26 protein-coding genes and 4 tRNA genes are annotated in these 24,213 nt (G+C 57.7%); 25 read left to right on the top strand and 5 right to left on the bottom strand.

The features are described 5' to 3' along the window. Position 1: 1 nt before the first annotated feature. The 4 genes from Q0602_RS09380 to Q0602_RS09365 all read right to left on the bottom strand — a co-directional run bounded on the left by Q0602_RS09380 (position 2) and on the right by Q0602_RS09365 (position 344). Positions 2-77: transfer RNA gene (locus tag Q0602_RS09380), tRNA-Ala, on the bottom strand. Between the two features lie 8 nt (positions 78-85). After that, positions 86-160: transfer RNA gene (locus Q0602_RS09375), tRNA-Val, on the bottom strand. Positions 161-172: 12 nt separating this feature from the next. Next, positions 173-248, bottom strand: a tRNA-Ala gene (locus tag Q0602_RS09370). 21 nt (positions 249-269) lie between these two features. Next, a tRNA-Val gene (locus tag Q0602_RS09365) sits at positions 270-344 on the bottom strand. Positions 345-661: 317 nt separating this feature from the next. Here Q0602_RS09365 and Q0602_RS09360 point away from each other — a divergent pair. From Q0602_RS09360 to Q0602_RS09250, 24 genes are all read left to right on the top strand, one after another. Continuing rightward, a complete protein-coding gene (locus tag Q0602_RS09360) occupies positions 662-1,309 on the top strand; it encodes a hypothetical protein (RefSeq protein ID WP_298842024.1) in 648 nt (215 codons plus the stop codon). A gap of 42 nt (positions 1,310-1,351) precedes the next feature. Then, positions 1,352-1,618, top strand: coding sequence for a hypothetical protein (locus tag Q0602_RS09355; RefSeq protein WP_298842022.1), 267 nt, complete (start codon positions 1,352-1,354; stop codon positions 1,616-1,618). A 35-nt stretch (positions 1,619-1,653) separates the two neighbouring features. Continuing rightward, positions 1,654-2,139 carry a hypothetical protein gene (locus tag Q0602_RS09350; protein WP_298842020.1) on the top strand — a complete coding sequence of 162 codons (486 nt, stop codon included), beginning with the start codon at positions 1,654-1,656 and terminating at the stop codon, positions 2,137-2,139. Positions 2,140-2,316: 177 nt separating this feature from the next. After that, positions 2,317-3,069, top strand: a complete 753-nt coding sequence (locus tag Q0602_RS09345; protein WP_298842018.1) for a hypothetical protein — start codon at positions 2,317-2,319, stop codon at positions 3,067-3,069. Between the two features lie 109 nt (positions 3,070-3,178). Continuing rightward, complete coding sequence (locus Q0602_RS09340; RefSeq protein ID WP_298842016.1) at positions 3,179-4,366, top strand: hypothetical protein; 1,188 nt, start codon at positions 3,179-3,181, stop codon at positions 4,364-4,366. Positions 4,367-4,374: 8 nt separating this feature from the next. Then, positions 4,375-4,824 carry a hypothetical protein gene (locus tag Q0602_RS09335; RefSeq protein WP_298842014.1) on the top strand — a complete coding sequence of 150 codons (450 nt, stop codon included), beginning with the start codon at positions 4,375-4,377 and terminating at the stop codon, positions 4,822-4,824. Between the two features lie 340 nt (positions 4,825-5,164). Continuing rightward, entirely contained in the window at positions 5,165-5,644 is a 480-nt protein-coding gene (locus Q0602_RS09330) for a hypothetical protein (RefSeq protein WP_298842012.1), read from the top strand. Positions 5,645-5,848: 204 nt separating this feature from the next. Further along, on the top strand, positions 5,849-6,925 hold the full coding sequence (locus Q0602_RS09325; RefSeq protein ID WP_298842009.1) for a hypothetical protein: 1,077 nt from the start codon (positions 5,849-5,851) through the stop codon (positions 6,923-6,925). A gap of 121 nt (positions 6,926-7,046) precedes the next feature. Beyond that, a complete protein-coding gene (locus Q0602_RS09320; RefSeq protein WP_298842006.1) occupies positions 7,047-7,514 on the top strand; it encodes a hypothetical protein in 468 nt (155 codons plus the stop codon). Positions 7,515-7,671: 157 nt separating this feature from the next. Then, on the top strand, positions 7,672-8,208 hold the full coding sequence (locus tag Q0602_RS09315) for a hypothetical protein (protein WP_298842001.1): 537 nt from the start codon (positions 7,672-7,674) through the stop codon (positions 8,206-8,208). Positions 8,209-8,288: 80 nt separating this feature from the next. Further along, on the top strand, positions 8,289-10,238 hold the full coding sequence (locus Q0602_RS09310) for a hypothetical protein (RefSeq protein ID WP_298841998.1): 1,950 nt from the start codon (positions 8,289-8,291) through the stop codon (positions 10,236-10,238). Between the two features lie 144 nt (positions 10,239-10,382). Continuing rightward, positions 10,383-10,793: a hypothetical protein gene (locus tag Q0602_RS09305; protein WP_298841995.1), complete on the top strand. Its 411-nt coding sequence runs from the start codon at positions 10,383-10,385 to the stop codon at positions 10,791-10,793. 114 nt (positions 10,794-10,907) lie between these two features. Next, entirely contained in the window at positions 10,908-11,117 is a 210-nt protein-coding gene (locus Q0602_RS09300) for a hypothetical protein (RefSeq protein ID WP_298841992.1), read from the top strand. 24 nt (positions 11,118-11,141) lie between these two features. Beyond that, positions 11,142-11,570 carry a hypothetical protein gene (locus tag Q0602_RS09295; RefSeq protein ID WP_298841989.1) on the top strand — a complete coding sequence of 143 codons (429 nt, stop codon included), beginning with the start codon at positions 11,142-11,144 and terminating at the stop codon, positions 11,568-11,570. Between the two features lie 14 nt (positions 11,571-11,584). After that, the gene (locus Q0602_RS09290) at positions 11,585-12,028 is read left to right on the top strand and encodes a hypothetical protein (protein ID WP_298841986.1); all 444 of its coding nucleotides are present in this window, start codon (positions 11,585-11,587) and stop codon (positions 12,026-12,028) included. A gap of 24 nt (positions 12,029-12,052) precedes the next feature. Beyond that, on the top strand, positions 12,053-12,844 hold the full coding sequence (locus tag Q0602_RS09285; RefSeq protein WP_298841983.1) for a hypothetical protein: 792 nt from the start codon (positions 12,053-12,055) through the stop codon (positions 12,842-12,844). 113 nt (positions 12,845-12,957) lie between these two features. Beyond that, positions 12,958-13,200: a hypothetical protein gene (locus Q0602_RS09280; RefSeq protein WP_298841980.1), complete on the top strand. Its 243-nt coding sequence runs from the start codon at positions 12,958-12,960 to the stop codon at positions 13,198-13,200. Continuing rightward, on the top strand, positions 13,197-14,204 hold the full coding sequence (locus Q0602_RS09275; RefSeq protein ID WP_298841977.1) for a nuclease-related domain-containing protein: 1,008 nt from the start codon (positions 13,197-13,199) through the stop codon (positions 14,202-14,204). The genes Q0602_RS09280 and Q0602_RS09275 overlap by 4 nt, the downstream gene beginning before the upstream one ends. A 105-nt stretch (positions 14,205-14,309) precedes the next feature. Beyond that, positions 14,310-14,705: a surface-adhesin E family protein gene (locus Q0602_RS25350; protein ID WP_367276949.1), complete on the top strand. Its 396-nt coding sequence runs from the start codon at positions 14,310-14,312 to the stop codon at positions 14,703-14,705. 55 nt (positions 14,706-14,760) lie between these two features. Further along, the gene (locus Q0602_RS09270) at positions 14,761-15,003 is read left to right on the top strand and encodes a hypothetical protein (protein ID WP_298841974.1); all 243 of its coding nucleotides are present in this window, start codon (positions 14,761-14,763) and stop codon (positions 15,001-15,003) included. Further along, positions 15,000-17,822 carry a DNA methyltransferase gene (locus tag Q0602_RS09265; RefSeq protein ID WP_298841971.1) on the top strand — a complete coding sequence of 941 codons (2,823 nt, stop codon included), beginning with the start codon at positions 15,000-15,002 and terminating at the stop codon, positions 17,820-17,822. Before Q0602_RS09270 ends, Q0602_RS09265 begins: the two co-directional genes overlap by 4 nt. A gap of 30 nt (positions 17,823-17,852) precedes the next feature. Then, a complete protein-coding gene (locus Q0602_RS09260; protein ID WP_298841968.1) occupies positions 17,853-20,057 on the top strand; it encodes a DEAD/DEAH box helicase in 2,205 nt (734 codons plus the stop codon). A 108-nt stretch (positions 20,058-20,165) separates the two neighbouring features. Then, complete coding sequence (locus tag Q0602_RS09255; RefSeq protein ID WP_298841966.1) at positions 20,166-21,248, top strand: GIY-YIG nuclease family protein; 1,083 nt, start codon at positions 20,166-20,168, stop codon at positions 21,246-21,248. Continuing rightward, positions 21,245-22,171, top strand: a complete 927-nt coding sequence (locus tag Q0602_RS09250) for a hypothetical protein (RefSeq protein WP_298841964.1) — start codon at positions 21,245-21,247, stop codon at positions 22,169-22,171. Before Q0602_RS09255 ends, Q0602_RS09250 begins: the two co-directional genes overlap by 4 nt. Positions 22,172-22,250: 79 nt before the next feature. Here the strand turns inward: Q0602_RS09250 and Q0602_RS09245 are convergent, their stop codons facing one another. After that, positions 22,251-23,189: a phosphoribosyltransferase gene (locus Q0602_RS09245; RefSeq protein ID WP_298841961.1), complete on the bottom strand. Its 939-nt coding sequence runs from the start codon at positions 23,187-23,189 to the stop codon at positions 22,251-22,253. 336 nt (positions 23,190-23,525) lie between these two features. On the opposite strand from Q0602_RS09245, the gene Q0602_RS09240 reads away from it, so the two are divergent. Continuing rightward, positions 23,526-24,206 (top strand): hypothetical protein, encoded by a 681-nt coding sequence (locus Q0602_RS09240; protein WP_298841958.1) that lies wholly within the window; start codon positions 23,526-23,528, stop codon positions 24,204-24,206. The last annotated feature ends 7 nt before the right edge of the window (positions 24,207-24,213 follow it).

The following is a 24,213-nucleotide window of genomic DNA, read 5'->3' as shown; positions in this document are numbered from 1 at the left end:
CTGGTGGAGCCGAGGGGGATCGAACCCCTGACCTCCTGCATGCCATGCAGGCGCTCTCCCGGCTGAGCTACGGCCCCGAACAGGATGGTGGCCCGTGACGGATTCGAACCGCCGGCATCCTCGATGTGAACGAGGCGCTCTACCACTGAGCTAACGGGCCGCGGGCGGTTCATGGTGGAGCCTATCGGGATCGAACCGATGACCCCCTGCTTGCAAAGCAGGTGCTCTCCCAGCTGAGCTAAGGCCCCGTCATGAACCGTCTGCATGCCTGGTGCGTCCGGCTGGTCTCGAACCAGCGACCTCCGCCATGTCAAGGCGGCGCTCTACCGCTGAGCTACGGGCGCGATCAGGCGATCATCACGATCAACCCTGCCGACATGCGGCAGCCGATCGAGATCTCACAGGAACACATCGATCCCTGCGCTGCGTCTCGTGATGCTGGACTTGAGAGGATACTCGCGTCCGGCCTTCCCGGACGCATGGAACACGTCCGGGGTCTAGGCGACCGCGACCACCGCGGCGGCGCCGACGACTGCTGCCACGGGGGCAAGGGCGAGACGAATCGTGTTCATGACGATCCTCATAATCGCGGATGCGATGAGCTGTCAACACGCAGATACAATCCAACCGATCAATTCCCCAAAACCCACAGGAGAACATCATGCTGAGCTACACCCCGATGAAGAACCTCGCAGGCATCCGGCTGGAGGGAGACTATCACTCCCTACGCGCGCTGCACGAGACCATCCATCAGATGGCCGGAGACGAACGCATGGAGCACAAGGAGAGCGAGAACCTCCTCGCGCTCGCCTACGACCTGCGAAAGGCCTACGAACAGATGCGCGACATCATCCAGCCGCCCAAGCACTATCCGGAGATCGGAGTGCGTTACGGTGTGAGGATCATCTGGCCCATGCTGCTCGTCCAGACCAGGCAGCTTCGCCAGGCCCTCGCCTGGGGCCCCTCCAGCAAGACGCACCAGGCATGCGCCTACGATCTCGAGGCCGTCGTCGAGACCGCGCTCGCCGACCAGTTCGGTGCAGCGGCTCCCGCGATCGAAGCCAGGATGACGCACCTGAACACGAGGGTCGAGAGCGTCATCGACAAGGTCGATCCGCTCGGTGGCATGTTCTGCTCGTGGAAGAAGAAGGAGCGCAAGGAGCGCATGGATGTGCTCATGGCCGCGTTCGACCCCATGCACGGATCGATGCACGATATCATGGTCGGCAACATGCGGGACAGCATCGCCCCTTCCGAGATCGACTCCTGGCGTGGCCGGGACTGGGTCGACCCCGAGAGCGGGCGGTAGGCCGATACGACCCGAAGGCAAGCACAAGGAAAGGAGAATTCCATGAGAACCGAGACAACGAACGAATCCGAGACCGACCCCATCGAAATGGATATGCGCATGTCGCTCGGGATTCTCGACCCCCGGCTTCTCCACAAGGCCGCGACCGAGCGCTGGCTGTCGCAGGGCGACACACCGGAAGACGCAGCGGAGATCTTCGGGACGCCGGAGGATCCGAACCTGCCGCGCTGCATCATGGAGTTCGTGGATCTCAGCGGGGTCCAGGTCGAGGTCCGGGACTGGAGGGAGGCTCCCCGTCCATCCGCCTAGTCCATCCCGATCTCGCATGACAAGGGAGCACGATCATGACCGCGATACCCGACCCCCTGCTCCGTGCGCTCGCCGACAGGTCGGCCTCGCGGATATGCGAGAGCATCCTGACGAGGGTACACGAGGAGGACGTGCGGAACATACTGGAACGCTGCGCACGGGGCCACAAGCTCGAATACCGGCTGCGCCATGACGACCGGTTCCCCGGAGTACGCAGCATCCACGTCACACCCGGAAACCTGACCGCGTCAGTCAGGTTCGAGGCTCCCGTGGAGATCCGCGGCATGACGCTCGACATCCTGCAGTCGATCCCGCAGGCGGTCCTCACCAGACTGGGGACGAACAAGGACCCGCTCCAACTGGTGGAACATCCCTTCCTCGAGGGCCTGAGGGTCACGAGGTTCAGGGTCGACGGGAAGATCACGCGGATCGGACTGAAGTCCACCAGGAAGCGCCGTACGCTCGGCCAGATCCTCGCGGACCATCCGCGCGCGACAGAAGAGGGATGGAAGACGAAGTGATACGGCCAGGATTCCCTGGAGATCACCCGACAGGATTCCGAGAAAGGAAAACCGGATATGGCGAGAACCACCAACTGGACCAGGCGCGAGGATGCCCGTCTGGTCGACATGCATGGGCAGGGACTCGTACCTACCGCCATAAGCAGGAAACTCGACGGCAAGGGAAGAACCGCCATCGTGACCAGGCTCGTCGAGATGGGCCTTACCCCTAACAAGGCCAAGCACGACTGGAGCGAGGAAGAGATAAGGATCCTGCGCGAAGGATACGAAGAAAAACACGCCATCTCACGGATACGATCCCGACTGGGAGGCTCGCGGACGGAACGCGCCATCTACGCGAAGGCCCACAAGCTCGGCCTGGAGACCCGGGACACAGCAGAGAAGGCACCTCGGCGGAAAGGGAAGAGGGGAAGACCCTCGCATGGCATCGGATCACGGGATCGTAGGATGCTAGCCATGTGCCTGGCCGCCGACATACCTCCGAAGGAGGCAGGCGTATTGGTCCAGGGAATGCCGATGCACCGTCTCTACGACATCTACCGGAAGGCCGGCTGGCACAGCAGCGATCGACGACTGACCGAGACAGGACGAAGACGCAAGGATGTCGAACGCAGGGCGAGGAACATGCTCGGCTGCGCGGTGGACCGGACCGATCCCGTTCACCGCATGGTGTTGACGGCATTCGCCGCGGACATCTGCGGACGGCGGGCGGAGGACACCGCCAGAACGGCACTCCTCCCCATGAGATGGATAGAACGCATACTCGGGCGTCTCGATGTGGAAGGCATATGGCCGGTCACCGTCGCATCCCTGGAAGAAGCCGGTCTCGGACCCGAGGACTTCGAGCGGATGGCGGTCATATGCAGCGAAGAGAACAGGCTCCACGATCAGGAGATGGCCCGGTCCCTCGCCGCATTCGCCGAGAAGTGATCCACCACGGCCGCCCGCCTCCCGGCTAGAGGGGACACTTCCCGGCGAATGGGCTTCTGGGGGTAGACCATCCTACGAAATCACCACGAGCAAGACACAGGGGACAATCATGTATCACAAGAAGACCCGCTTCGAGGACGTCCATCCCGTGCGATGGAAGCAGACCAAGCCATACGCGAAGGACGTCATCTCCGCCCGTAAGCACGCCGACCCGCGGGGCGGCGTGACACAGTCCGAGTTCCAGCAGATGTTCCAGTCCATCATGATGCGCTACAATCCCGCCATCATGCGCCTGCCCCGGGATGACCGTCCCGAGACGCCCATGGACTTCCTGACGCCGGAGCTCTCCCTCTCGACCTACGCGTCGAGCTTCTGGAACGGCAACCGCAACGTGGTCGCCATGGATCCGGCCCTGCTGGACCTTCTGCGCGAGACCGATGCAGGCGACGTGCCGATGGACATGGTGCGCTGGACGCATCCCCTGCTCTACATCGCCCTTCCGGAAGGAAACGGCATCTCCCTGCCAGGCGATCCGAACGAGGTCGACGGGGCCTATGTCGACATGCGGATATCCGGCATCATGCAGATCGCGATCACCACGCGCAGGACCGACGTCCAGCCGCGCCGGACCACCTGGCCGATGACGCCGGAGCCCGTCTACTTCTACGGCGCCGAGATGGAAGCGGACGAGACCGTCGCCGGGTTCACGCAGCGCTGCGTCGAGGCCCGCGTCGCGGAACTCCTCGCCCACGCCGAATCGGGGAATCTCCGCAAGGCCGCGGAAGAGATCAACGCCCATCCCGAGCACGGCAATGCCGCCGGTCGTCATGTCGTATCCGTGGGCGAGCGCAACAACGCGATCCGGGCCGACAGGCACGAGGAAGGCGCGGAGGCCGGGGCGAAGGCACTCGGGCTGATCGTCAACCTGATGTGCTACCTCTCGACCGAACCCGAACTCGATGTGGACTACAGCCCCCGGCCGCCGGCAAAACTCGCCCAGAAAGCCTCGACGGGCAGCCAGCGCGACCGCAGGAACGCGAGGGCCGAGATGCACAGGATCGGCGTCCTGCCGATCGTCGTGGCCGGGCGCAAGGAGGCCGTCGAAGCGAAGGAACGATCGGAAGGAGAAGCCGGCGAGGGGACGGCGTCGCACTGGCGCCGCGGTCACTACCACCTCTACTGGACGGGTCCGGGCCGGACCGTGCCGAGACTGAACTGGGTCAGGCCCGTCATCGTCCGGGCGGACAAGGGAAGACCCGAAGGGTCGCATCACCATCCGGTGCAGTCGCGGAGCTGACCCATCCCATGGATGCATACATCAACTTCGCATGGCGCGATGCCTCGTCACTCGTCTGGATGATGAAGGAGCGATACGGGACCGAAGGCCTTCTCGACTGGTACGAGGACATCGACGAGGAGGCTCACGAGGAATACGAGGAAAGGGCATCCGACGACATATGCCGCATCCTGAAGGCCACGGAAAGCAGGCGGCCTTCCATCCTGGACCGGATCGAAGGGAAGGGGGAGCACGGAACGTCCTGGGCGATCCTCACGTCCCTCTATTCCATCATGGCGCTGGAGCGTGCCGGTTCGGGAAGCCTTCGACGCATGGATCCGGGCTCGTCCTACAGGAGGACCTGCGCGGCGTGCTATCTGCGGGAGAGGAACGATCCATATCATCGGGTGGTGCTGCGCTTTCCGCACATGGCATTCAACACGGCCGGCGAGTACCTCGACATGCCATCCGGTCAGTGACAGGCCTCCAGCCCGCCTCCCCCCAAAAGGCGCATACGGAAGACGGCCCGCTTGCCGATCACGGAATCGCTGTCCTACAAGGACCTCCCGACAGAAGAGGAATACATGACCATGAACGAGAACACGGACCGCATTTCAGGGGTCTTCGGGAAGCTACGCGGATCCGTCAGCTCCGTCGTCCTGGGTATGATCTGCGAGGAGGCCTCCCGCGGCTGACCGAAAGAGCCGTTGAAGCCGACCGGGAGATCGAGGAGCGTGAGTCAGCGAGGCTGGCCATGCTCCCCTCTTGATAGAGGGGAGCATATCTTCCTAATGCTGTCGTCTTGTCCTAAAAGAACACATGAGCATCGCACCTTCCCCGGCATACCATGCCATGATCAACCGGACGATCGATCCGACCGCCGTCCGGAGGGCCTTCATGCTTCCGGCCAACAGAGATCCGTCAGAGGCACATGAGGAACGGCGCGCCATGCTCCACGCAGGGCTATGGCTAGGAGCCGGACCAAATGCCAAGACGGCCAGAACCGCTGCCGAGCTCGGAGCATGCATCGCCACGTTGATCCTCTCGGAGAACCGGGAAGACATCCTTCCCGGCATTGTCAGCAATGACACCGGATTGACGAAGATTGCGGCCGCCTTGTCTGAGGTAACTCAATCGGATGATGCAGGTGTGGCCGAATGGTGGTGGCATCTCGTGGATGCCACGGAGCAACATCTGATCGACCATCCATCATTGGAGGCCATGGGGAGCGGAACCATCATCGGCATGAGGTCGGTCATCATGACGCTCGCGACGCGGTTGACCGTGGCTGCCCAGTAGACCCTGAGTACGACTGCAGCAGAAAATCTCTTGCGAATCTGCCGACTTGGGTGCATAAAAGCCATCGAGGCGAGACGACGCCTCGGGGCCGGCAGTCCCATGCATCCGCATCGTCACACAGTCTACCAGACAACAATCAACCATCTTCGTCCATCCCGGGCAAGTGGTCCAGCCGGCGGTCCCATGGGCCCGAGGAGACGTAAGATGTTCGACAATATCTCAGGCGCACGCCTTGCATCCAAGCGCATCGCGCGCAATCACTCCCTCAAGGCATCGGTCGCGAACGAGACCGTGGCGCGTTATGCCGGCTACAGGGACTGGCACCACCTTACGGCCGTTGTCGGAACCCCCAATGCGCCGGCTGGCACTTTCCATTCTCGAATGACCGAATACCTGCTCGCCCATGGAAAGTCCGGACTGGCTGGCGCCATCGCGGCTGACATCATCCCTGAGCCGGACGGAGACAGAGCCCTTCTGGCCAGCGGGCCAGGAATTCAGGATCCGATCAACGGACACTGGAGTTTCGCATTGACCGGCAGCGAGGCCACAAGGGCCAGGCACATCATCGTTGACGGAGTGGAGGTGAGCACGCTCCGCTACGCCGATTACGTTCAGGACCCGGATAGCCGGCCGGAGAGCGAAGGCGATGGTGACTGGGTCGATCCCGAGGCCGAAAAGGACGAGTTTGGCGTCCCCGACTTTATGTCGATAGGTGCCGAGATGATAGCCATGGAAGCGGTCGTCAAGGACGGACGGAAGACCATCGGCGTTGCGGTCGCGACCTTGTATCTGCCGGGTCGACTCGGCTACCTCGACACACGTGATCTCGCAAACCGGCTGTTCGAGGCCGATATCGGAGACGAGACCGCGATGCTCATGATCAGCGAGGAGGACCGCTTCATCGAGGGCGGGATCCTCGTCCTCGAATCCTTGGTAGTCGACCGTGGCCATCGCAGCAAAGGAATCGCGAGGCGCTTGCTCAGTGCTCTCTCTACGGACATCGGCGAAGACGTTGTCTCGTTCATGGCTATAGATCACTACGGCCTTATCGACGGAGCGGACCAGCATCGCAACAGCAGGGCCGTGAAGAAGCTCTTCTCCGGATCCCTGGGGGGCATGTTCGGGGAGGACGATACCAGAGTTCTCACCCGTGACGCCGAGGACATCGTCCGGCCTTACAACCCGGGCCACATCCAGCGTGTTCAGGATTCGGCCTACGAGACTTTCTCGCGATCTGCGAGGATCGCTTATGAGCGCTTCAGCGCGAACCTGACCGATTGATGGAATCGCCGAGCTGTTCTGCCTCAATTCCAAGAACAGGCAGGACAGTTCGGCAGGACGCAATGATTTCCTACGCGACCTCGATTCAGCCTTGTTTCACCATTCCAACGAGGAAAAGCCAGTGCCCGACACCAACAATGCCGAACCCGCTTTGAGCAACCACGTCGCCCAGAAGGGCTCAGGGACTCTCTTCGCTGTGGCGCAGGTCATGAAGGAGGCACTGTTCAAGTGCGAGACCTGCCATGACGAAAACAACTGCCATCCGATCGAGGACCTTGCCCTGTCCCCATCCGGGGTCGCCGTATGCGCCGAATGCTGGGACTCGCAGCACGAAGACGATATGCCGGAATGGAATGATCTTCCCGATTACGCCACTAAGTTCCGCACTGTTCCAGGATTGCAAAACGACCTCGTCTCCAGGCTCTGCGAATTCCAGGGTCGCATGTACCGGAGCCGATACAATACCGACCCGCGGCCCCACCGGATCGAGGTGACCCTCCAGGACGCCTCCCTCATCCTTGAGGCCGCCCACTCCCTCGCCCGTCTCTCCCGCGTCAACGAGACGGAAGATGACGTTCTGGTCACGTGAGAGAGGGAAGGAGCGGAAAGCGGGCGCCAGCCGCCCTGCACCCTGGTTAGAGGGACGACCGGCTTCCTCGGCGAAATCAAGACCATTCCCGGCTGCTCTTATCCAGATTGCCCAATCCCTTCTTTGAGGATAGGAATTTCTCCGTTAAGGGGCGCCCATGGAACGAAAAAAATCCAAGAAGCACATGGACTTCTACTTCGGCTGTCTGCCGATGATGATCATTTTCTGCGTGTTCCTGCTCGGCGCCTTCGGTGCTTTCGATCGCGACACCGATAGAAGGCAGCATTCCTCTGCTTCAGATGCGGCCCGGAGGGCATCCGCATCGACAGATGACATAGCGAGCGTCCAGTCGTATGAAGACCCTGACCGACCGGTCTCACCCAATTCAGGATCATACGAGGAGGACAACCCTGATCTGCTCGACTACTCGGATCCGGAAAACAACCAGTCACGTCAGTATGACGAATATGCATACCATGATGACTACGACTATTACGACAATGGCTCATATAGCGGATCTCATTCTTACGAAACACCTGGAGAGGTGTGGGTAGACTCCTATGTCCGTAGCGATGGCACACCAGTTCAGGGACACTACCGGACCGCTCCTAATTCAACGACTCATGACAACTGGAGCACGTTGGGCAACAGGAATCCCCACACTGGCGAATATGGAACGCGGTATGGATACTGAAGGGACATGCATGACGATGAAACCACTCCCTATCGCGTAATTTTCATGCTATCTGGCGCCGAATATGTTCGAGGTGCACAATGGCGAAAGCAAAGCGAGAGCGAAGCCTTAAAAACCCCTGGGCGATTCAGGGCGGACAGCTCGTTCATATCTCCGAAGTGCTTCAGTCAGAAGGAAAGCCAACTGAGCCCTGCCTCTGCCCCAAGGAGGAATGCAGTCAGCCTCTAATCCTCCGACGTTCGCGCACAGGCAAGAACCGCAGCCATTTCGCCCACAAGAACAATGACCATCATTGGACACCGGAAGGTCTTCTGCATGCTGTCGCCAAGGAGCTGATAAGGAACAAGATGCGGGTGATGCTACCCGCCCTGAACAACGATCCTGACAATGCCGGCTCCAGAGAACTCGAATCCGCACGCTGGATGCATTGTGAAAGCATAACCGAAGAAGCCTTCATTCCGACCAGGTGGAGGGCCGATCTGCTCGCGAAGGAAGCAAGAGACATATTCGATGACGAGGATTCTCCTTTCGCGATTATCACAGAAGAGGAAACCGGATCCTATCTGATAATCGAGATAGTCGTCACTTCCACCATCACCGAGAGAAAGGTGAATGCCTACCAGAAGGCGGGCTACAGGTCGATGTGCATAGAATTCAACCGTGATGATGTCAGTGACCCCAATCTGGAGAAACTGATCCTTGAGACGGCGCACAGAATCTGGCTTTCCCACCCACGATGGATGAAATTGCGCGAGCGCCAGTGGAGAGAAAAAGAAGAAGCCCGACAGCAGGAAATCGAAGCCGAAAGGAGGCGCGTCGCATCGATATTGGAGAGAATCAGAAGCGGACGTCCTCCTGAATGGGATCCGATCGATGAAAAAAGACTGGACGCCTTCGCAAGAGACATGGGTCTTCAGGATCATCTCGACATCGAGACTCCTTTTGACCACTGGATGGCTGGACACAGGAAGTGGTGGCAGACGGATCTCATGAGAAATCTCATAAGAGAAGGAATGGACCAACGATGGTCCACCCAACGTAAACCACGAGAACACCCTTGTGAACGCGTCAAGGGCTATATCATACCGTTCAATGACGATGAACAGGACGAAACACTTCTCAAGGAAGTGAAAGTTTCTCCTGGCAATTTCGGGAAACGCAATTCGGCCACAGATTTCTTCATAGAATCCCTCATCAACCGAGGCGTTCTAACCGGCAGCACGAGAAGACCTGTGGTGCCGCGCGCACTACTGGATATTTATGAACGTCATAAGATCATAGACAATATCATCCGTCCGCTTTTTCAGGGGCCTGGCATAAGCACGGATATATCCGATCACGATATCGATGAGTGGAAATCGCGACCTCACAACGAAGGCGCGAGACGAGACGCCATCATATCCGGGGGGGCGTCTTACGATGAAATAAGGCAGCTTGCCTTCAGAGATTCGAAGGCACACTATCGTGCGATACTCGACTCACATCACAACGAGCACGGCAAATCTTCCGAGCGCTATCATGGATCAGTCATCTCGTCCGAGCCTGAGCCTCCTTTGCCGGTAGCGCTGGAATCAGTGGTAGAGCGTCCAGATTCTCCTTCTTCCTCCATCTCCTCCTCGGACGATACCGAGCGTTCTTCCGCTACGACTAGCCAACGAGAAATAAAGAAAATCGATAGGTCGACGCTGGGTCAGTATGCTGGTCAATCACCTCGCATCAATCCAAGCCATTCTTCTGCGGAAAGTCCCCCTCCTAGAGTGCGCAAGGTAACCACTGACCCCAAGCGAACAACACCGCGACCACCACCTCCTAGTTTCAATTCCGAGATCGCCGAGCGGATATATGAGGAATCCGACTTCCCTTCCATGGAGGCGAAGAGCAAGAAGATCTTGCGAGATCACTCCGAAATCCTTCCGATCGAGCATCGAGAGGACTATCTAAACGAGAAAATCGCTTCCTTAGGAGGTCTTTCCCGACTGGCTCACACTAAGGACAGAGCGACACTCGAACAGGCAATCAGCGCACGATAAGCCTTGGGACCGAGTGACTGCCGATTCAACGCTTCATCGACGATTCTATGACATGCGGCGATCACTTAGTGACGGCGCGCCGCTGAAGAGAACTTTCTGATCAGGAAAGGTCATCCTATAAGACGGCCCGAAAGGGCTTCGCACATGGGCAATTCATGGCACTACTACGCGTTCATGGCGGTGACCATGCTGATCGGCAACGCATTGTTCGCTTGGCGCAAAGGACAAGGCCATTTCGATGGATTCGGCAAGGGCAAGCTCTTCTTGGCGCAAGGCGTGTGCATACTCGCGCCGATCGTATTGATCGGTATTCCCTATGCGTCATGGTCGCTGTCAGGCTTCCAGCAAGCCGACGCGCGCGATATCGAAAGAATGATGGAGGACAAGTATGTTTCAGACGATAGCATCATGTCCGCGGATGCCGATTTCATCATAACGAGTCGCTCGACCATGAAGGGCAATGTCAGCCTCGGCTTTGTCGACGGAACATCCGATATCGCGAAATGCAACGCAGACATGGGGACAGACGGGAAGTACCTGGTCAGCTGCGAATAAGTTTCCCTCATGTCGGATGAGCGGAATGACCCGGAATACGGATGCAAAGGAATATCCAAGCCTATTGGCACAGATCAATTTTCAGGATAGAAAACCTGAGACAGGGAGCAAGTCATGGGCACCATAATCACCATCATATTGATCTGCGTATGCGTCGGTGCGGTCATCGGATTCATGGGCAGCGGAAAAGGCGAGCGAGCCGCTGGCGCTGTCGAGGGCGGCGCCCAGATGGGGTGTGCCTCAATGGGGTGCATGCTTCAGATCGCAGTATGGCTCATACCCATCCTGGGCGTGATCTGGCTCTTCAGCATCATCTTCGGCTGAAATCAGGGAAAAAGGATTTCTCGTATGGGCTGGATATCAAAGCTCGTCCACAAGGACACTGATCTCATATGCACTCTCAAGGAGCTTCAGCCCTCGATAAGCGCACATGGATTCCACGTGGAAAGAGCCGAAGACGCATTTCTAGAGGGCAAGAGGGTCCAACGACTTCGAGTGCAGCGCGGGGGTCTCAAGCTGATGATGCTCTGGGACGGCGCAATACTGACCATCCTGCAGAAGTTCGATCTCAAGGAAGATCCCGACATACGAGAGATGCAGAACTTCCATCTGCGCAACAACTACTTCGCGCTGGCTTACGGTCTTCCCGGACGAACTCTCATCGTCAGGCATACCATCCACATGTCCGATGACATGCCCATCATCGCAGGTTCGGTGAGGCGCATACTGACCGCCTGGGAAAAGCACCTCGATCTGACAGCGATCGTAAAACACTGAATCCGAGGATGAGCATGACCGAACCACAGATCATCAACAGATTCGATCAAGCATCCTTGGCGAGGCTGATGCAGAGGATCGGCAGAATAACGACTCCCGTCAGGGTCGGGAAGGTGGATGGCGTGCATCACTCCGTCGCCAGTCGCTTCGAGACGCTAGATTACTCCCTCGGCCTCGATGGAGAGACCCTGAAGTTCGTTTCCTTCATCCACAATATCGTCGTCCCCATGGAATTCATCGTGGAATGGAACAATGTCGAACCGGTGGCTCCCGTCATTCGGCTCGAGAGAGATCCGCCGATTCCCGGATTCACCCACCAACTCATACTCAAGTTCGATAGAAACGTGAAATACGGACTGCCGAGCATGACCTTCCGCGGTCTCGTGGAGATCTATGAGGCATCCCTGCGACGCCTTCAGGAGGCCGCCTGGAGCGAGACAATCAATCCCAGAGATTGAGCTGGTGCGCAGAGGATAATCGGAATGACATCTCAGGACCAACGCAGTGTGGGATGGAAGCTGGCCCTGGGGATCATACTGCTTCCCATCATATTCGCGTGGTTCACCCTGCGGCCGGGGTATTCAATACTGGCGCGGACGGTCTCCCTGACCTGGACAGCATTCTACATATTCTCGAGTTGGATTAACCCAGTCGAGCCACCTCGGCAGCAGACGGGCTCATCGGCGAGTGCTCTTTCCTCTCCCGTAATCAACGAAAGACAAGGACATAAATCCAAACGCCCCAGTCAAGGTCAGACCTATGTCGCCAAGCTCGAGAACCAGAAGAGCCGCGTGACTGGTGTTCTGATCGTGGAGGAGGATCTGAACACCGAAACCAGCCTTGCCCTCGAATCGGATCTGATAGACATCCTTGCTCGACGATATCACGAAGGTGCTGACCTTCCTCTTGCCGCCGATCAGGTCACACAACGCAATGCCTATGGCACATGGCTCTCCAATGTTCAGCAGGCACGATTCCCTCAGCTGCGCGCAGCTTACGGGAAGATACTCAACGATCGCATGTGGAAACATGACATAGAAGTGCAGGTGCTCGGCGCTGACCAGAGCGAGGTTCTCATCTACGGAGCACCGCTCATCCGCAATGCCGCGAAACATGCGTATCTGGAGGCCATCATGCCTTCAATTCATCGCTACCGCTTCCGGAAAGTCACCATGCGTTGGCGCAGGAGAGGCGAAGGCACCGAATGGACATTCGAGTCCCCCGACGACCGCGCGGTCCTTGTACTGGAACAAGGATCATGGAAGGAGCCCTGATGCATATCTGCCGTTGAACCCCAGTGCATTCCCATTCTTACAGAAGACCCGCATCCAAGCCTATTGGCAGCCATGAATTTTCAGGATACGTCCACTCGAAAGGGGAATGCCGTATGCCTGTCCTGCTGTTCCAGATATTCATCGTGCTGACACTGGTCATCGCCCGGTATGCAGCGCCCAAGGCAATGATCTACATCGCTGGAGGGTGGACGCTTTTCAGCCTGATCATGATCTTCATGCCCTGGCTGATGATCCTGCAGATCTCGATCATCTGGGGTGGATACCTTCTCCTGCGGCCAAAGAAGTCGAGCGAGGTCACCGTTCGTGAAACCCCCGGGAAGGGAGAGCGCTGGTGATCCTGAAGGCCGCCACGGACCGCTCCACCGATATCGCCGAGCTCGAACGTCTGGCGCGGATACATCCCTCCTGCGCCAAGAAAGCCCAGAACGAAATCGCGAACATACGGAAGGGGAAGAGCGGAGAAGGCACAGCCGCGCACTTCCTCGATCGCGAGTTCCGCGATTCGACCAAGACCGCGGTCCTCCATGACATCCGTCTGGAATGCAGCGATGGCGACTTCGCTCAGATCGACCATCTCGTCATCAACCGCGTCCAAGGCATCGCGTGGATCCTCGAGACCAAGAACTACTCGGGAAACCTCCACTGCAACGAGCATCATGAATGGACGATCTACTACGGCCGGAAGCCCGTCTCCATCGCTTCCCCCGTCGCCCAGGCGCAGCGTCAGGTGATCGCCTTCGAGCGGTGGCTCAGGACCCATGAGATCACCGGCATCAACAAGGTCGTCCCCGTCGTCCTGGTCAATCCCCGATCGGCGATCAACCGCAAGCACCTGCGGCCAGGTGAGAACGTCATCAAGTCCGACAACTTCCGCCAGTGGGTGGACGACCAGACAGAAGCGATCGGCCTCGGTGGCACCCTCATGATGCTCGGACGCTTCGCGATATCCGGCATGGACGAGATGAAGCTGCGTGATCTCGGGAAGCGGATCTGCAAGGCCAACAGGCCCGCTACATTCGACTGGCCGGCGCGCATGGGTCTCGCTGGCGTCGCCGCTAGGCCTCAGAAGGTGGCAGTGCTTCCTCGACGGAGAAAGCTGGCCAGCGCCTATTACTCAATTCCCGAGACAATTCCTACGCCTCATGGCGAGATCACCATCCGTGACATCGGCGGCGACTATGCTGTGCGCAACCCGGCGCATCCCGATGTGATCGAGATCGTGAAAGGGGCATGCAAGGGGAAGGGAAAATGGAACCGGATATACAGGAACTGGATCATCGGAAAGGATGATATAGCAGCCGTCGCAGCGGATATCTCGAAGAAGATCGCAGCTCTCTGAAATCTCATCTATCCAGCCGGTCCGGGGTCCAAGGGGACGTGCGGTTTGGGCTATTGGCAGCGCTGAGTTTTCAGGATAGGCTATCCCTAACAGGGAGATTATGCCGTGGGTAGAATTTTACTTTTCATCGCGCTTGCGCTTAGCTTCTCATCTGCAGCGCGTGCACAAAATCAGGGTCGTGAAATTCGCTATGCCTCAACATCCGATGGCTCAGTCTACTATGTAATTCAAGATAGCATACAGAACTCCTACAATGATATTAAGGTATGGGTTAGGGTTGACCAGAGTAAAAACCATTCAGTCAAAGATCACTATCGCTTAGTCAGGTGGAGCGTTAGCTGTTCAGATAGAGAACTTCATCTTCTAAACTGGATAATCTATGATCACCGTGGAGGCGTATTAGATAGCGACTCTATTTCTCCCAATAACGTAGACCCTGTAGCGGTCGCACCAGGAACGGTTTCAGATTCCCTTTTTCGTTTTGTGTGCAAATCTGATTGAACTCATTCCAATAATCCCTTGTTATCCTGACAATCACCTTCCTATAAGCGTGAAGGTGACACAGGACGAATTTCTCCTCCTTCTCGAGCACGCTGGCCTCGCCCTCTACGGCGAGCGCTGGAAGCGCGCCATCGCCGATGATCTCGGCATCACCTACCGAACTCTTCAGAACTGGCTTAACCGAACTTATGCGGCCAAGCCCGACGACGTGCTGCCCAAGCTCCTCGTCCTCCTCCAGCAACGCGGAAAACAGATCGACGATCTCATCGACGACATCAACAGGGGTATCAATTCATGAGCAAGCTGAACGAGAAGACGCTTATCGACAATCTCGGTGAGTTGGCACAGTCGGCCACTCGGACTCCGGCTTTCCTGGCTGCCTTCCCGTTCGACGTCTTGCGCGCCTACGGAATGAACGACACGCGAATCCGGCGGCTCGAGCAGGGTTATGACAGTGCGGACCTCGTCGGGAATGTGGCGGATCTCATCGTCCCGAAACTGATCCATTACCGCGCGGCAAGCGGTGGCAATCATGTCGACGATGTCATGGCTTCCCTGAAGTCGGAACAGAACCGTAAGAAGACACCTGGAAAGAACGCGCCGCGGTTCCTAATCGTCACGGACGGTGCCGCCCTGCGTATCGAGGACCTGAAAACCGGCGAGACTCTCAGGGGCGACGAGATCTCCAATCTCCAAGCGGAATACGACCTTCTTTTACCGCTCGCCGGGAAGGAGCGCTACATTGCGCCGGCCGAGCAGGAGGCCGATGTGAAAGCAGCTCGGCATATGCGAGAGATCGTGGATGCGATTCGCGCTTACGACCCGCAATGGGCTGATGATTCCCTGCAGGAGGCGCTCAATACCTTCGCAACGCGTATCCTCTTCTGCCTCTACGCTGACGATGCCGGCATTTTCGATCCAGAATGGTCGCCAACCAGCGGTAAGAAGCCGGAGCAACCCTTCGCTTCAATGATCGCCGGCGAAGCTGTTCGCAAGGATGGCTCAGATATGAAAGCTGCGCTCCAGAAAGCGTTTCGAATTCTGAATATGCCGCTAGATGATCCGCATAGAACAAACTTCGCCCCGCGTTTCCAGAGGCTGCGCTACGTCAATGGCGATCTGTTCGCCGCCGATCTTCAGATCCCCGATTTCGATGGTCGGGCACGCCGAGCTCTCATGAAAGCAATCGACCTCAACTGGAAGGATATCAACGCCGACATTTTCGGATCCATGATCCAAGCTGTGGCTGGAGACGCTGAACGCTCCGAATTCGGCATGCACTACACCAGCGTCAAGAATATCATGAAGGTGTTGGGTCCGCTATTCCTCGATCGTCTCGAAGAGGAGCTCGAGGATGCTCAGCGTCGCACCGACCGTAAAGCGCTTGAATCACTTATTGATCGCCTGGCGAATATCCATGTCTTCGACCCTGCATGTGGGTCGGGCAATTTCCTTATCATCGCCTATCGCGAGATCCGCCGTATCGAGCGCGAAGCTCTGGCCGCATTAGGACAGGGTCAGCTCGATATGACTAGGCAGAGCAAGATCAAGCTCGACCACTTCCATGGCATTGAGCCTAACGACTTCGCCTGCCGGACTGCACGCCTCTCTCTCTGGATTAGCCAGATTCAAGCAGATCGCCTCATGAGCGAGATCGGCCTCACGCCTATGCCAATGCTCCCGCTGCATGATGCCGGGGATATCCATCAGGAATCAGCACTAGAGATGGATTGGGATCTCGTGGTTTCACCTGCCAATACAGATGACGGTGACATCTATATCGTTGGCAATCCGCCCTATCTCGGATCCAAGGGAGGCGCACAACAGGCGATACACAAAGCGGAGATGGATCTTGTCTTCCAGAATAGCCTCCAGAACTGGAGAAATCTCGATTACGTTTCCGCTTGGTTCAAGCTCATGGTGGACCATATTCGCGATCATGGAAGTCGTGGCTCGCTCGTAACGACCGATTCTCTTTGTCAGGGAGAGTCGGTTTCGACTCTATGGCCTTGGATCACTAAACAAAACGTCGAAATTTTTTCCGCTCACACTAGCTTCAAGTGGCGCAATTCAGCCGCCAAGAATGCCGGTGTATCATGTGCCATTATTGCTATGCGCCGAAAGGATGACACTATTAAGGAGAAGGGCGACAAGCGCCTTCATCTCGTTAGTGGAAAAAATATCAACGCAGATATCGTTTCGCACAATGTCGAAAATATCAATGCATATCTAATAGATGGCCCTGATGTTTTTATAGAGAAATCTACTTCACCTATGAATGGTTTACCTGATGTCACATTAGGTAACATGCCTAATGATGGCGGCCATCTTCTTATGACTCGCGAAGATCGTGACCGTATCATCGAGGAATATCCAGAAGCAGATATATTCATAAAGCCTGTAATGGGCACGCGAGAGTTGTTGTATGGTTTAGAGCGCTACTGTTTATGGATAGACGATGCATATCTAGAACAAGCTGTCAAAATACCGGCCATTGCACTTCGCATTGAATTAGTAAAGAATGTTCGTCGCAATAGTTCTAAGACACAAACAATAGCGATGGCTGATAAGGCTCATGCTTTTGCCGAGAATAGAGGCCATCATTCTACGGTAATGATAATCCCATGCCACGTTTCGGAGGATCGGGATGTGTTTACCGTCGGAGTCGCATCTGATCTCATTGTTACTAACAGTGCCTTTATGATTCCAAACCCTCCCATGTGGCTTATCAGCATACTATCAGGCCGTATGATGCATCAATGGCTCCACGTTGTCGGAGGCACCTTGGGTCAGAGCACTCGATTCTCTAATACACTCGTCTACAACACTTTCCCTGTCCCCATCCTGACGGATGATCGCAAGAAGGTCCTCGACACCTGCGCCCTTGCCATTCTCAAGGCCCGTCGACCTTATTTCGACGAGGGGAAGACGCTTGCCTGGCTCTACGGCAAGGATATGCCGGTAGAGCTCAAGATAGCACATGAGGCGCTCGACCTCGAATACGAAACAATGTGCATCGGCCGAGCCTTCAACGACGACGCTGAGCGTCTTGCCTGGCTCTTCCGCGAATACGAGAAGATGAAAAAACGGCACGACGCCAAGACCAAGAAACGCTAACGCCGTCACAGGCAACAGGGATACGACGACATGCAGGAACTCTCTACCACTATCCGCTACGGTCACGACGGCGCTTCGACCAAGACCGACTTCAGGGGTATGCGCGCCATGCAGGCCAAGGCCTACGCGAAGCGCGACGAGCAGTATCTCCTGATCAAGTCCCCGCCGGCATCCGGAAAGAGCCGAGCGCTCATGTTTCTCGCCATCGACAAGCTCAAGCACCAGGGCATCTCGAAGGTCATCATCGCCGTCCCCGAGAAGTCAATCGGCGCATCGTTCGGGCAGACCGATCTCGCGACGGGAGGATTCGAAGAGGACTGGAACGTCGCGGTCCGGAACGATCTGTGCGCCATCAGCGGCGATGATTCGAACAAGGTCGGGCGCCTCAAGGATTTCATCGACTCCGATCCCGGATCCGACATCTCGAACAGGGTCATCATCTGCACACACGCCACCCTCCGGCACGCCTGGTCTGCCATGTCCAAGGACATCGACGGAAACAGTATCGCTTCACCGTATTCCGAAGGCAGCGAGTGGAAGGAAAGTCTCGAAGGATGCCTTATCGCCATCGACGAGTTCCATCACGGCTCAGCCGACGAGGAGTCCAAGCTGGGCGGCCTCGTGCGGGACGTCGTATCCAATGGCAGGACCCACATGGTCGCCATGACCGGTAGCTACTTCCGCGGCGATCGCATCCCCGTCATGCGCCCGGAGGACGAAGCTCGCTTTACGCACGTCACCTACACCTACTATGAGCAGCTCTCGGGCTACGAACATCTGAAGACGCTCGGCCTGGACTACCGTTTCTATTCGGGTCACTGGCTCGACGCCATCGGCGGTCTGCTCGACACCACGAAGAAGACGATCGTCCACATCCCGTCGGTGCGATCCGCGACCGCCGGCGATATCGACAAGCTCGAGGCCGTCAACGACGTGATCGGGAAGATCGGGAAGAACAAGGCCGAACTGCAGGAGGCCGGTAGCCCCTACATCGTCGTAGAGACGCCCGATGGCCGCATCCTGCGGATCGCGGATCTGGTCACCGAATCCTCGCAGGCCAACACGCTCGCCGCCCTGCGATCGGTCAAGGGCAAGGATGATGTCGATTTCATCATCGCGCTCGGCATGGCCAAGGAAGGCTTCGACTGGATCTGGTGCGAGCACGCCGTCACCGTCGGTGTACGCGGCTCCATGACCGAGGTCGTCCAGATCATCGGACGGACGACACGCGACGCACCAGGCAAGACGCATGCCCAGTTCACCAACCTCATCTCGGAGCCGGACGAGGCTCTCTCCTCGGTGCGCGAGCAGGTCAACGACCATCTCAAGGCCATCGCGTCCTCGCTCCTCATGGAGCAGGTGATGGCCCCCAACCTCAACTTCCGCACGCGGCCAGGCACGGACACGCCGGAAGGCGAGGCGACCTCGCCCGGCATCGACATGACCAAGATCGAACCTGCGGAGCACAATCCGATCGGCATCGCCCGCGTGACCAATCTCTCAAGGCCTACCAGTCCCGCCGGCCTTGCCGCGCTCGACAAGATGGACGACATCCAGCGACTCATCATCCTCGATGAACGGGTCCAGATGGGAGCCTTCAATCCGGGAAGCCTGCCGGACAACTACGTCCCCGATGTCATCGTCCCCGACATCATCGCGAAGAACTTTCCCGACGTCCCCGAGGAGGACATCCCGGCCCTCACCGATCATGCCCTCGTCGACATGACCGCGCGTCAGCGCATCATGGCGGAAGCCCGCCAAGCGGGACTCGATCTCGAAGGGGGGTCTGACAGCCGGACCCGGGCGGAGGAGGAGCATTCCGAACGTCAGGCCAAGGCGACGTCCAAGACACTCGTGGACCTCTCACGTAATCTGGATATCGGCGAGATCGACATCAATCTCATCCGCTCGGTCGATCCGTGGCGGGACTCCTATCGCATCCTCTCCAAGCAGCTCGACGAGGGGATGCTGAAGCAGATCAAGTCGCACTTTTCGGTGAGACGTCAATCTATGACAGAAGAAGAAGCTAATGCTTGGGTGGAAGACATCAAGCGCTTCCACACCGAGAACAGCCGTGAACCGGACGTCGATGCGGAAAGCCCTAGGGAACGAAACATGGCGATCGCGCTGCGTATCATCAGAAACAAGAAGGCCCAGCTCGCCAACGAGCGGAAGGCCCAGGATAGCGCACAGGGGCGGGCAGATGCCGACGTCGCATCGGGTATCACGGACTGACGCATGGGCAAGCTCGATCCAGATCGCCTCGATTCGCTCGGTGGCATTTTCGATCCTCCGGAGAAGAAGCCAGTCGCGACCAGACCCTCCAATCCGATGGAATCCCGGATGGCGGAGATAAACGCCTTCCGCGAGGAGCATGGCCGCGAACCCTCGGCCGACGCCACGGGGTCCGAGCAGCAGCTCGCCTGGTCGCTCCAGGCCTTCAGGGAGAACCCGGACAAGGTCAGGCAGCTCACGCCGATCGATCATCATGGGCTCCTGACGGCTCCGGTCCCACGCCCGATGACGCTGGCCGACGCATTGGCATCCGATGACCCACTGTTCTCCGACGCCTACGGCCTGTCGGATGCGCCTACCGAGATCGATCAGGACCTCCTCGACAGGATGGAGGAACGACGCAAGGGTGCCAGACGCATCACCGGGGAGATCACGGAACGGCGGCGCTGCGAGGTCTTCGGAGTCTGGAAGGCGGCCTTCGCCAGGCTCCGAGAGGATATCAACACGGGGCGTCGGCGTCTCATCGGCACCGCTGGTGCCCGCCAGGTCGAGAAGGGCGATTCCTTCATTGTCGACGGACAGATCTCTACCATCGCCGACATCCTCGACGTGCATGACGAGGTCGGTCTGCCCCGCAAGCGCCTGCGGGTCGTGATCGACAACGGCACCGAATACGAGCCCTATGTCGAATCATTCAGCAAGGCCCTCTGGCGCGATCCCAATTCGAGGCGCATCGCGGAACCCGACGGGAAGATGCAGGGGGACGGGTTGTTCGCCTCGACGCCCGACACGCGCCGCACCGGCTGCATCTACGCTGCGCGCACTCTAGGAGACGAGCCCCGAGGGTATGCCAAGGACATCCTCAAGATCGGCAGGACAAAGGGGAATCCTGCAAGGCGCGTGGCCGGAGCAAGCAATGACCCGACATTCCTTCGTCAACCGGCGCATCTGGTGCGGCAATGGGACCTGGTCGGATACGAGCCCAAGGATGTCGAGGGTGCTCTCCATGCCTTCTTCTCCGAGGCCGCCGTCCTCCAGGAGATGACTGACGGATTTGGGAAGAAGACGACCATCCGCGAGTGGTTCCTGCTCACCCCGGAGATCGTCGACGAGGCCATCCAGCTCATCCTTCAGCGCAAGATCGGCCAGCATCGCTACGATGCTCAGGAGAAGAAGATCGTGGCGAAATGAAGGTCATCCATGCTAGCGATTACAGCTGCAAGCGAATGGCGGCCTATCTCTCCAGCCTCACGGGCAGCGGCAGGCAATTCCATGACGGCACCATAGCCTCATGGAAGACGGTCATGGGCAACGTACCCATTGCGCCAGCTGAATCCTCTTCCATCCGCGACTTCATCCGCAAACAGGCTTCCTCTGGCCGCTCTGGCAAGCCACTCACACCACAGACCCTGAAGCGCATGCTCGCTGTCATCTCCGATCTGCACGTGAAGGTCCTCGAGATCGCCGATCCGACGAAGCACCTGCTCGTCACCAGCGAGATGAAGGCGCTCTACCGTGAACGCGGCTCACGACCCAAGTCGATCGTCCCGCTACGGCTGAAGGGTGACATTGCAGATATCGTGCGCGACAATCCTCTGCCTGGCTCGATCATCGCAATGCTGCAAAGACTAAAAGACGATGAAAGTGGTTGGGCACTACGTGCCAAGGTCATACTCGGCCTCGGCGCCGATACCGGCCGCAACCGCTCGGACTATGTGCGCCTCAATATCGGTGACGTCCTAACAATGCCGGACGGCAGCGGGCAGGCGACATTCCGTCTCATGCCAACGGCGCTCGTCGAACAAGCTCCTAGATACGTATCTCCCGATACGATGGCATTCATCCGTGACTGGGTGAATTGGAGGGAAAAGATTTCGACATGCTCGACTAAGGGCGATGCGCCCATGCTGGTGCGGATCGACCAGAAAGGCATACCGGGCGGGCGGTTGAGCAAGGAAGGTTACGTCGATGTCTTGCAAGAAATTATTCGGCGCGTCGGCGACGGTGCGCAAGCGAGCGGAAACAGCTTTAGGGCTGGACTGAAGTTGGATCTTGCGGCGATCGGAACGACGAAGCTGGGGATTGCCAATGCCCTTGGATTTAAGGACATCTAGTAATCTTTAGGCCAGTCGTCCTGCAAGCCTAGGATGAATCTGTCTTCCTCTCTCATTGCTAATCCGTTGAGCAACTAAGTCATTTTCCCTTTTCGCAGACGCTAACGAGCGCATTTCTGAGTCGCTGTAATTGCGTGTCTCCGAACCGGGGACCAGTGGCAGCCCATCGCTCCGCGAAGTCGGCGAGAAAGCAGCCCTCCTCATCTGTGAGATGTTCACCAGCATGACCTATCGTCTCCATCCAGAATGTTGAAAACCGCTCGCTATAAACCCGAAATAATCTCGATAACGTATTATCTCTCAACGCCAGAGGTGAGGTCAATAGGCCTTTCGAGCTTCCGAGCGACGTAACCGCAATCACCTTACCGCCATTCTTATGAATGTAACTGGTCAAGCAGGCCAACGTTCCTCCTAGGGTGACCATGTCCTCTACTACCACATAAGGCTTTCCAGGCAAGACCTCTCCTTCGAAAGCCGGCTGCCAGACGAATCTGGCCATACCTGACATGCCGGTCCTACCTACGCGTGCCTTCTGGTGGATTCGATTATCCACCTCACCTCCCAGAGTTTTTTGGAGATATGATGCATAAGCAGCAGGCAATGCATTCATAGATTTTAAGCTCGGTCCAGAGCCATTTATCGAATCATGATCCTCGAAGCCTGGGCTTGGGTAAACGATGATTGGAGCAACTCCACATTCCCAAACAGCGTCAACAATCCTATCAACAACATCTTCTCTGATTATGGCGTCTACCACATCAGCTGCCGCCATATGATCAAGACCTCTTTTCGCTGCGATATATTTCTCCATCAGCTCCTTGCGTGGAATTCTTGCTCCCCCAGCCTTCCCATTGAGAATTTCATATTTCGCATTTACAAAGATGTATTCACAGCCTGACTTAGGCCATGGTTCACGCTGGTGAGGCTGGCTAATGACCAGATTTCCTCTTACAAGTTTCAGAAGCTTAAGAGTGGTGTCATTTTCCTCGGATGCACTCTTAGCTGTCCCCAATGGCATTTCTGATCCCTTGTAAAACCGACAGTGAGATAGCGCCTGATTGGCTGCATCAAAAGAGCCCGTAATCCCTATCCTAAAAACACAGTTATGACCAGCATTCCGATGAAGCCTGATCATCGCTGAAGTAGTCAAACCACCCTCACCCGCCCCTCGAGGGACGAGGGTCCCTGACGGCCCCTCGAGCTCCCCACGACGTGATTAGATCCAAGAACAAGAGAACTGCTCGCATGCCCAACGGTGTGCGGGCTCCATGGAGCGCCTCAAGCGCGCGGCATGCCGTGCGCTTGAGCGAGAACAGCCAGGACGACAACCATTCCCGACATAGACGGAGACACCATGGAACTGACCGATGGAAAGCTGATCGAACAGACCAAGCGACGCCAGATCCTCGCGCGTGCGATCCACTACGCGATTGATCTGCGCTCCGACATGCTGGGAGCCAGCCTGAGCGTCTCATACGATGCCAAGGGCAACATCACCTTCCGCATGGGCGTGACCGAGACCGGCATCGAGGATGCGGAGCTCCATGTTCTGGGCGAACTGCTCGAGATGGCGGATGCGGCGGGCATCCCGATATCCCAAGAGATCGAAGGCGACTTCTTCCATCTCGTGCCCTTCTATCAGGATTTCGGTTTCCGTCTTTCCCTGTCCCAGGAACATGACGACGAGATCTCCGCGACAGCAGCAGCAAGGGAGCGTCTGGAGGATCACGTCTCCGGCGGAGGCCTCGCCAGCGATCTCGTCTTCACGATGCACAGGCAGGCCTGGTCGAGCGCCCTCGTGTCACCTGCGGAGGTCGCAGAGATCAGGGCGAACGGAAACGCGGCTCGGACACCCTTCCACGAGCGCGCCCAGCAGCGCGATGTCATCCTGATCGCGCTACAGAAACGCGGCCTGACATCCAAGGAGGCAGGCTACCGGATAAGCCCCAACATGACGGCCATGGAGGTCGGCATGAGGAATCATGACCGAAGGAAGCAGGGCTGGAACGTGCCTTCCTTTCGGAAGACGTCGTGAATGAACG

Origin of the sequence: uncultured Salinicola sp., assembly GCF_937921195.1 — a bacterium.
Classification (GTDB): Bacteria; Pseudomonadota; Gammaproteobacteria; order Pseudomonadales; family Halomonadaceae; genus Salinicola.
This window is presented reverse-complemented; position numbering and strand designations above follow the sequence as displayed.

Excerpts from the sequence above, each read along its gene's own strand:
- Q0602_RS09360 (WP_298842024.1), top strand. The coding sequence starts at position 662 with ATGCTGAGCTACACCCCGATGAAGAACCTCGCAGGCATCCGGCTGGAG.
- Q0602_RS09355 (WP_298842022.1), top strand. The coding sequence starts at position 1,352 with ATGAGAACCGAGACAACGAACGAATCCGAGACCGACCCCATCGAAATG.
- Q0602_RS09350 (WP_298842020.1), top strand. The coding sequence starts at position 1,654 with ATGACCGCGATACCCGACCCCCTGCTCCGTGCGCTCGCCGACAGGTCG.
- Q0602_RS09340 (WP_298842016.1), top strand. The coding sequence starts at position 3,179 with ATGTATCACAAGAAGACCCGCTTCGAGGACGTCCATCCCGTGCGATGG.
- Q0602_RS09335 (WP_298842014.1), top strand. The coding sequence starts at position 4,375 with ATGGATGCATACATCAACTTCGCATGGCGCGATGCCTCGTCACTCGTC.
- Q0602_RS09330 (WP_298842012.1), top strand. The coding sequence starts at position 5,165 with ATGAGCATCGCACCTTCCCCGGCATACCATGCCATGATCAACCGGACG.
- Q0602_RS09325 (WP_298842009.1), top strand. The coding sequence starts at position 5,849 with ATGTTCGACAATATCTCAGGCGCACGCCTTGCATCCAAGCGCATCGCG.
- Q0602_RS09315 (WP_298842001.1), top strand. The coding sequence starts at position 7,672 with ATGGAACGAAAAAAATCCAAGAAGCACATGGACTTCTACTTCGGCTGT.
- Q0602_RS09310 (WP_298841998.1), top strand. The coding sequence starts at position 8,289 with ATGGCGAAAGCAAAGCGAGAGCGAAGCCTTAAAAACCCCTGGGCGATT.
- Q0602_RS09305 (WP_298841995.1), top strand. The coding sequence starts at position 10,383 with ATGGGCAATTCATGGCACTACTACGCGTTCATGGCGGTGACCATGCTG.
- Q0602_RS09300 (WP_298841992.1), top strand. The coding sequence starts at position 10,908 with ATGGGCACCATAATCACCATCATATTGATCTGCGTATGCGTCGGTGCG.
- Q0602_RS09295 (WP_298841989.1), top strand. The coding sequence starts at position 11,142 with ATGGGCTGGATATCAAAGCTCGTCCACAAGGACACTGATCTCATATGC.
- Q0602_RS09290 (WP_298841986.1), top strand. The coding sequence starts at position 11,585 with ATGACCGAACCACAGATCATCAACAGATTCGATCAAGCATCCTTGGCG.
- Q0602_RS09285 (WP_298841983.1), top strand. The coding sequence starts at position 12,053 with ATGACATCTCAGGACCAACGCAGTGTGGGATGGAAGCTGGCCCTGGGG.
- Q0602_RS09280 (WP_298841980.1), top strand. The coding sequence starts at position 12,958 with ATGCCTGTCCTGCTGTTCCAGATATTCATCGTGCTGACACTGGTCATC.
- Q0602_RS09265 (WP_298841971.1), top strand. The coding sequence starts at position 15,000 with ATGAGCAAGCTGAACGAGAAGACGCTTATCGACAATCTCGGTGAGTTG.
- Q0602_RS09260 (WP_298841968.1), top strand. The coding sequence starts at position 17,853 with ATGCAGGAACTCTCTACCACTATCCGCTACGGTCACGACGGCGCTTCG.
- Q0602_RS09255 (WP_298841966.1), top strand. The coding sequence starts at position 20,166 with ATGGCGGAGATAAACGCCTTCCGCGAGGAGCATGGCCGCGAACCCTCG.
- Q0602_RS09250 (WP_298841964.1), top strand. The coding sequence starts at position 21,245 with ATGAAGGTCATCCATGCTAGCGATTACAGCTGCAAGCGAATGGCGGCC.
- Q0602_RS09245 (WP_298841961.1), bottom strand. The coding sequence starts at position 23,189 with ATGCCATTGGGGACAGCTAAGAGTGCATCCGAGGAAAATGACACCACT.
- Q0602_RS09240 (WP_298841958.1), top strand. The coding sequence starts at position 23,526 with ATGGAACTGACCGATGGAAAGCTGATCGAACAGACCAAGCGACGCCAG.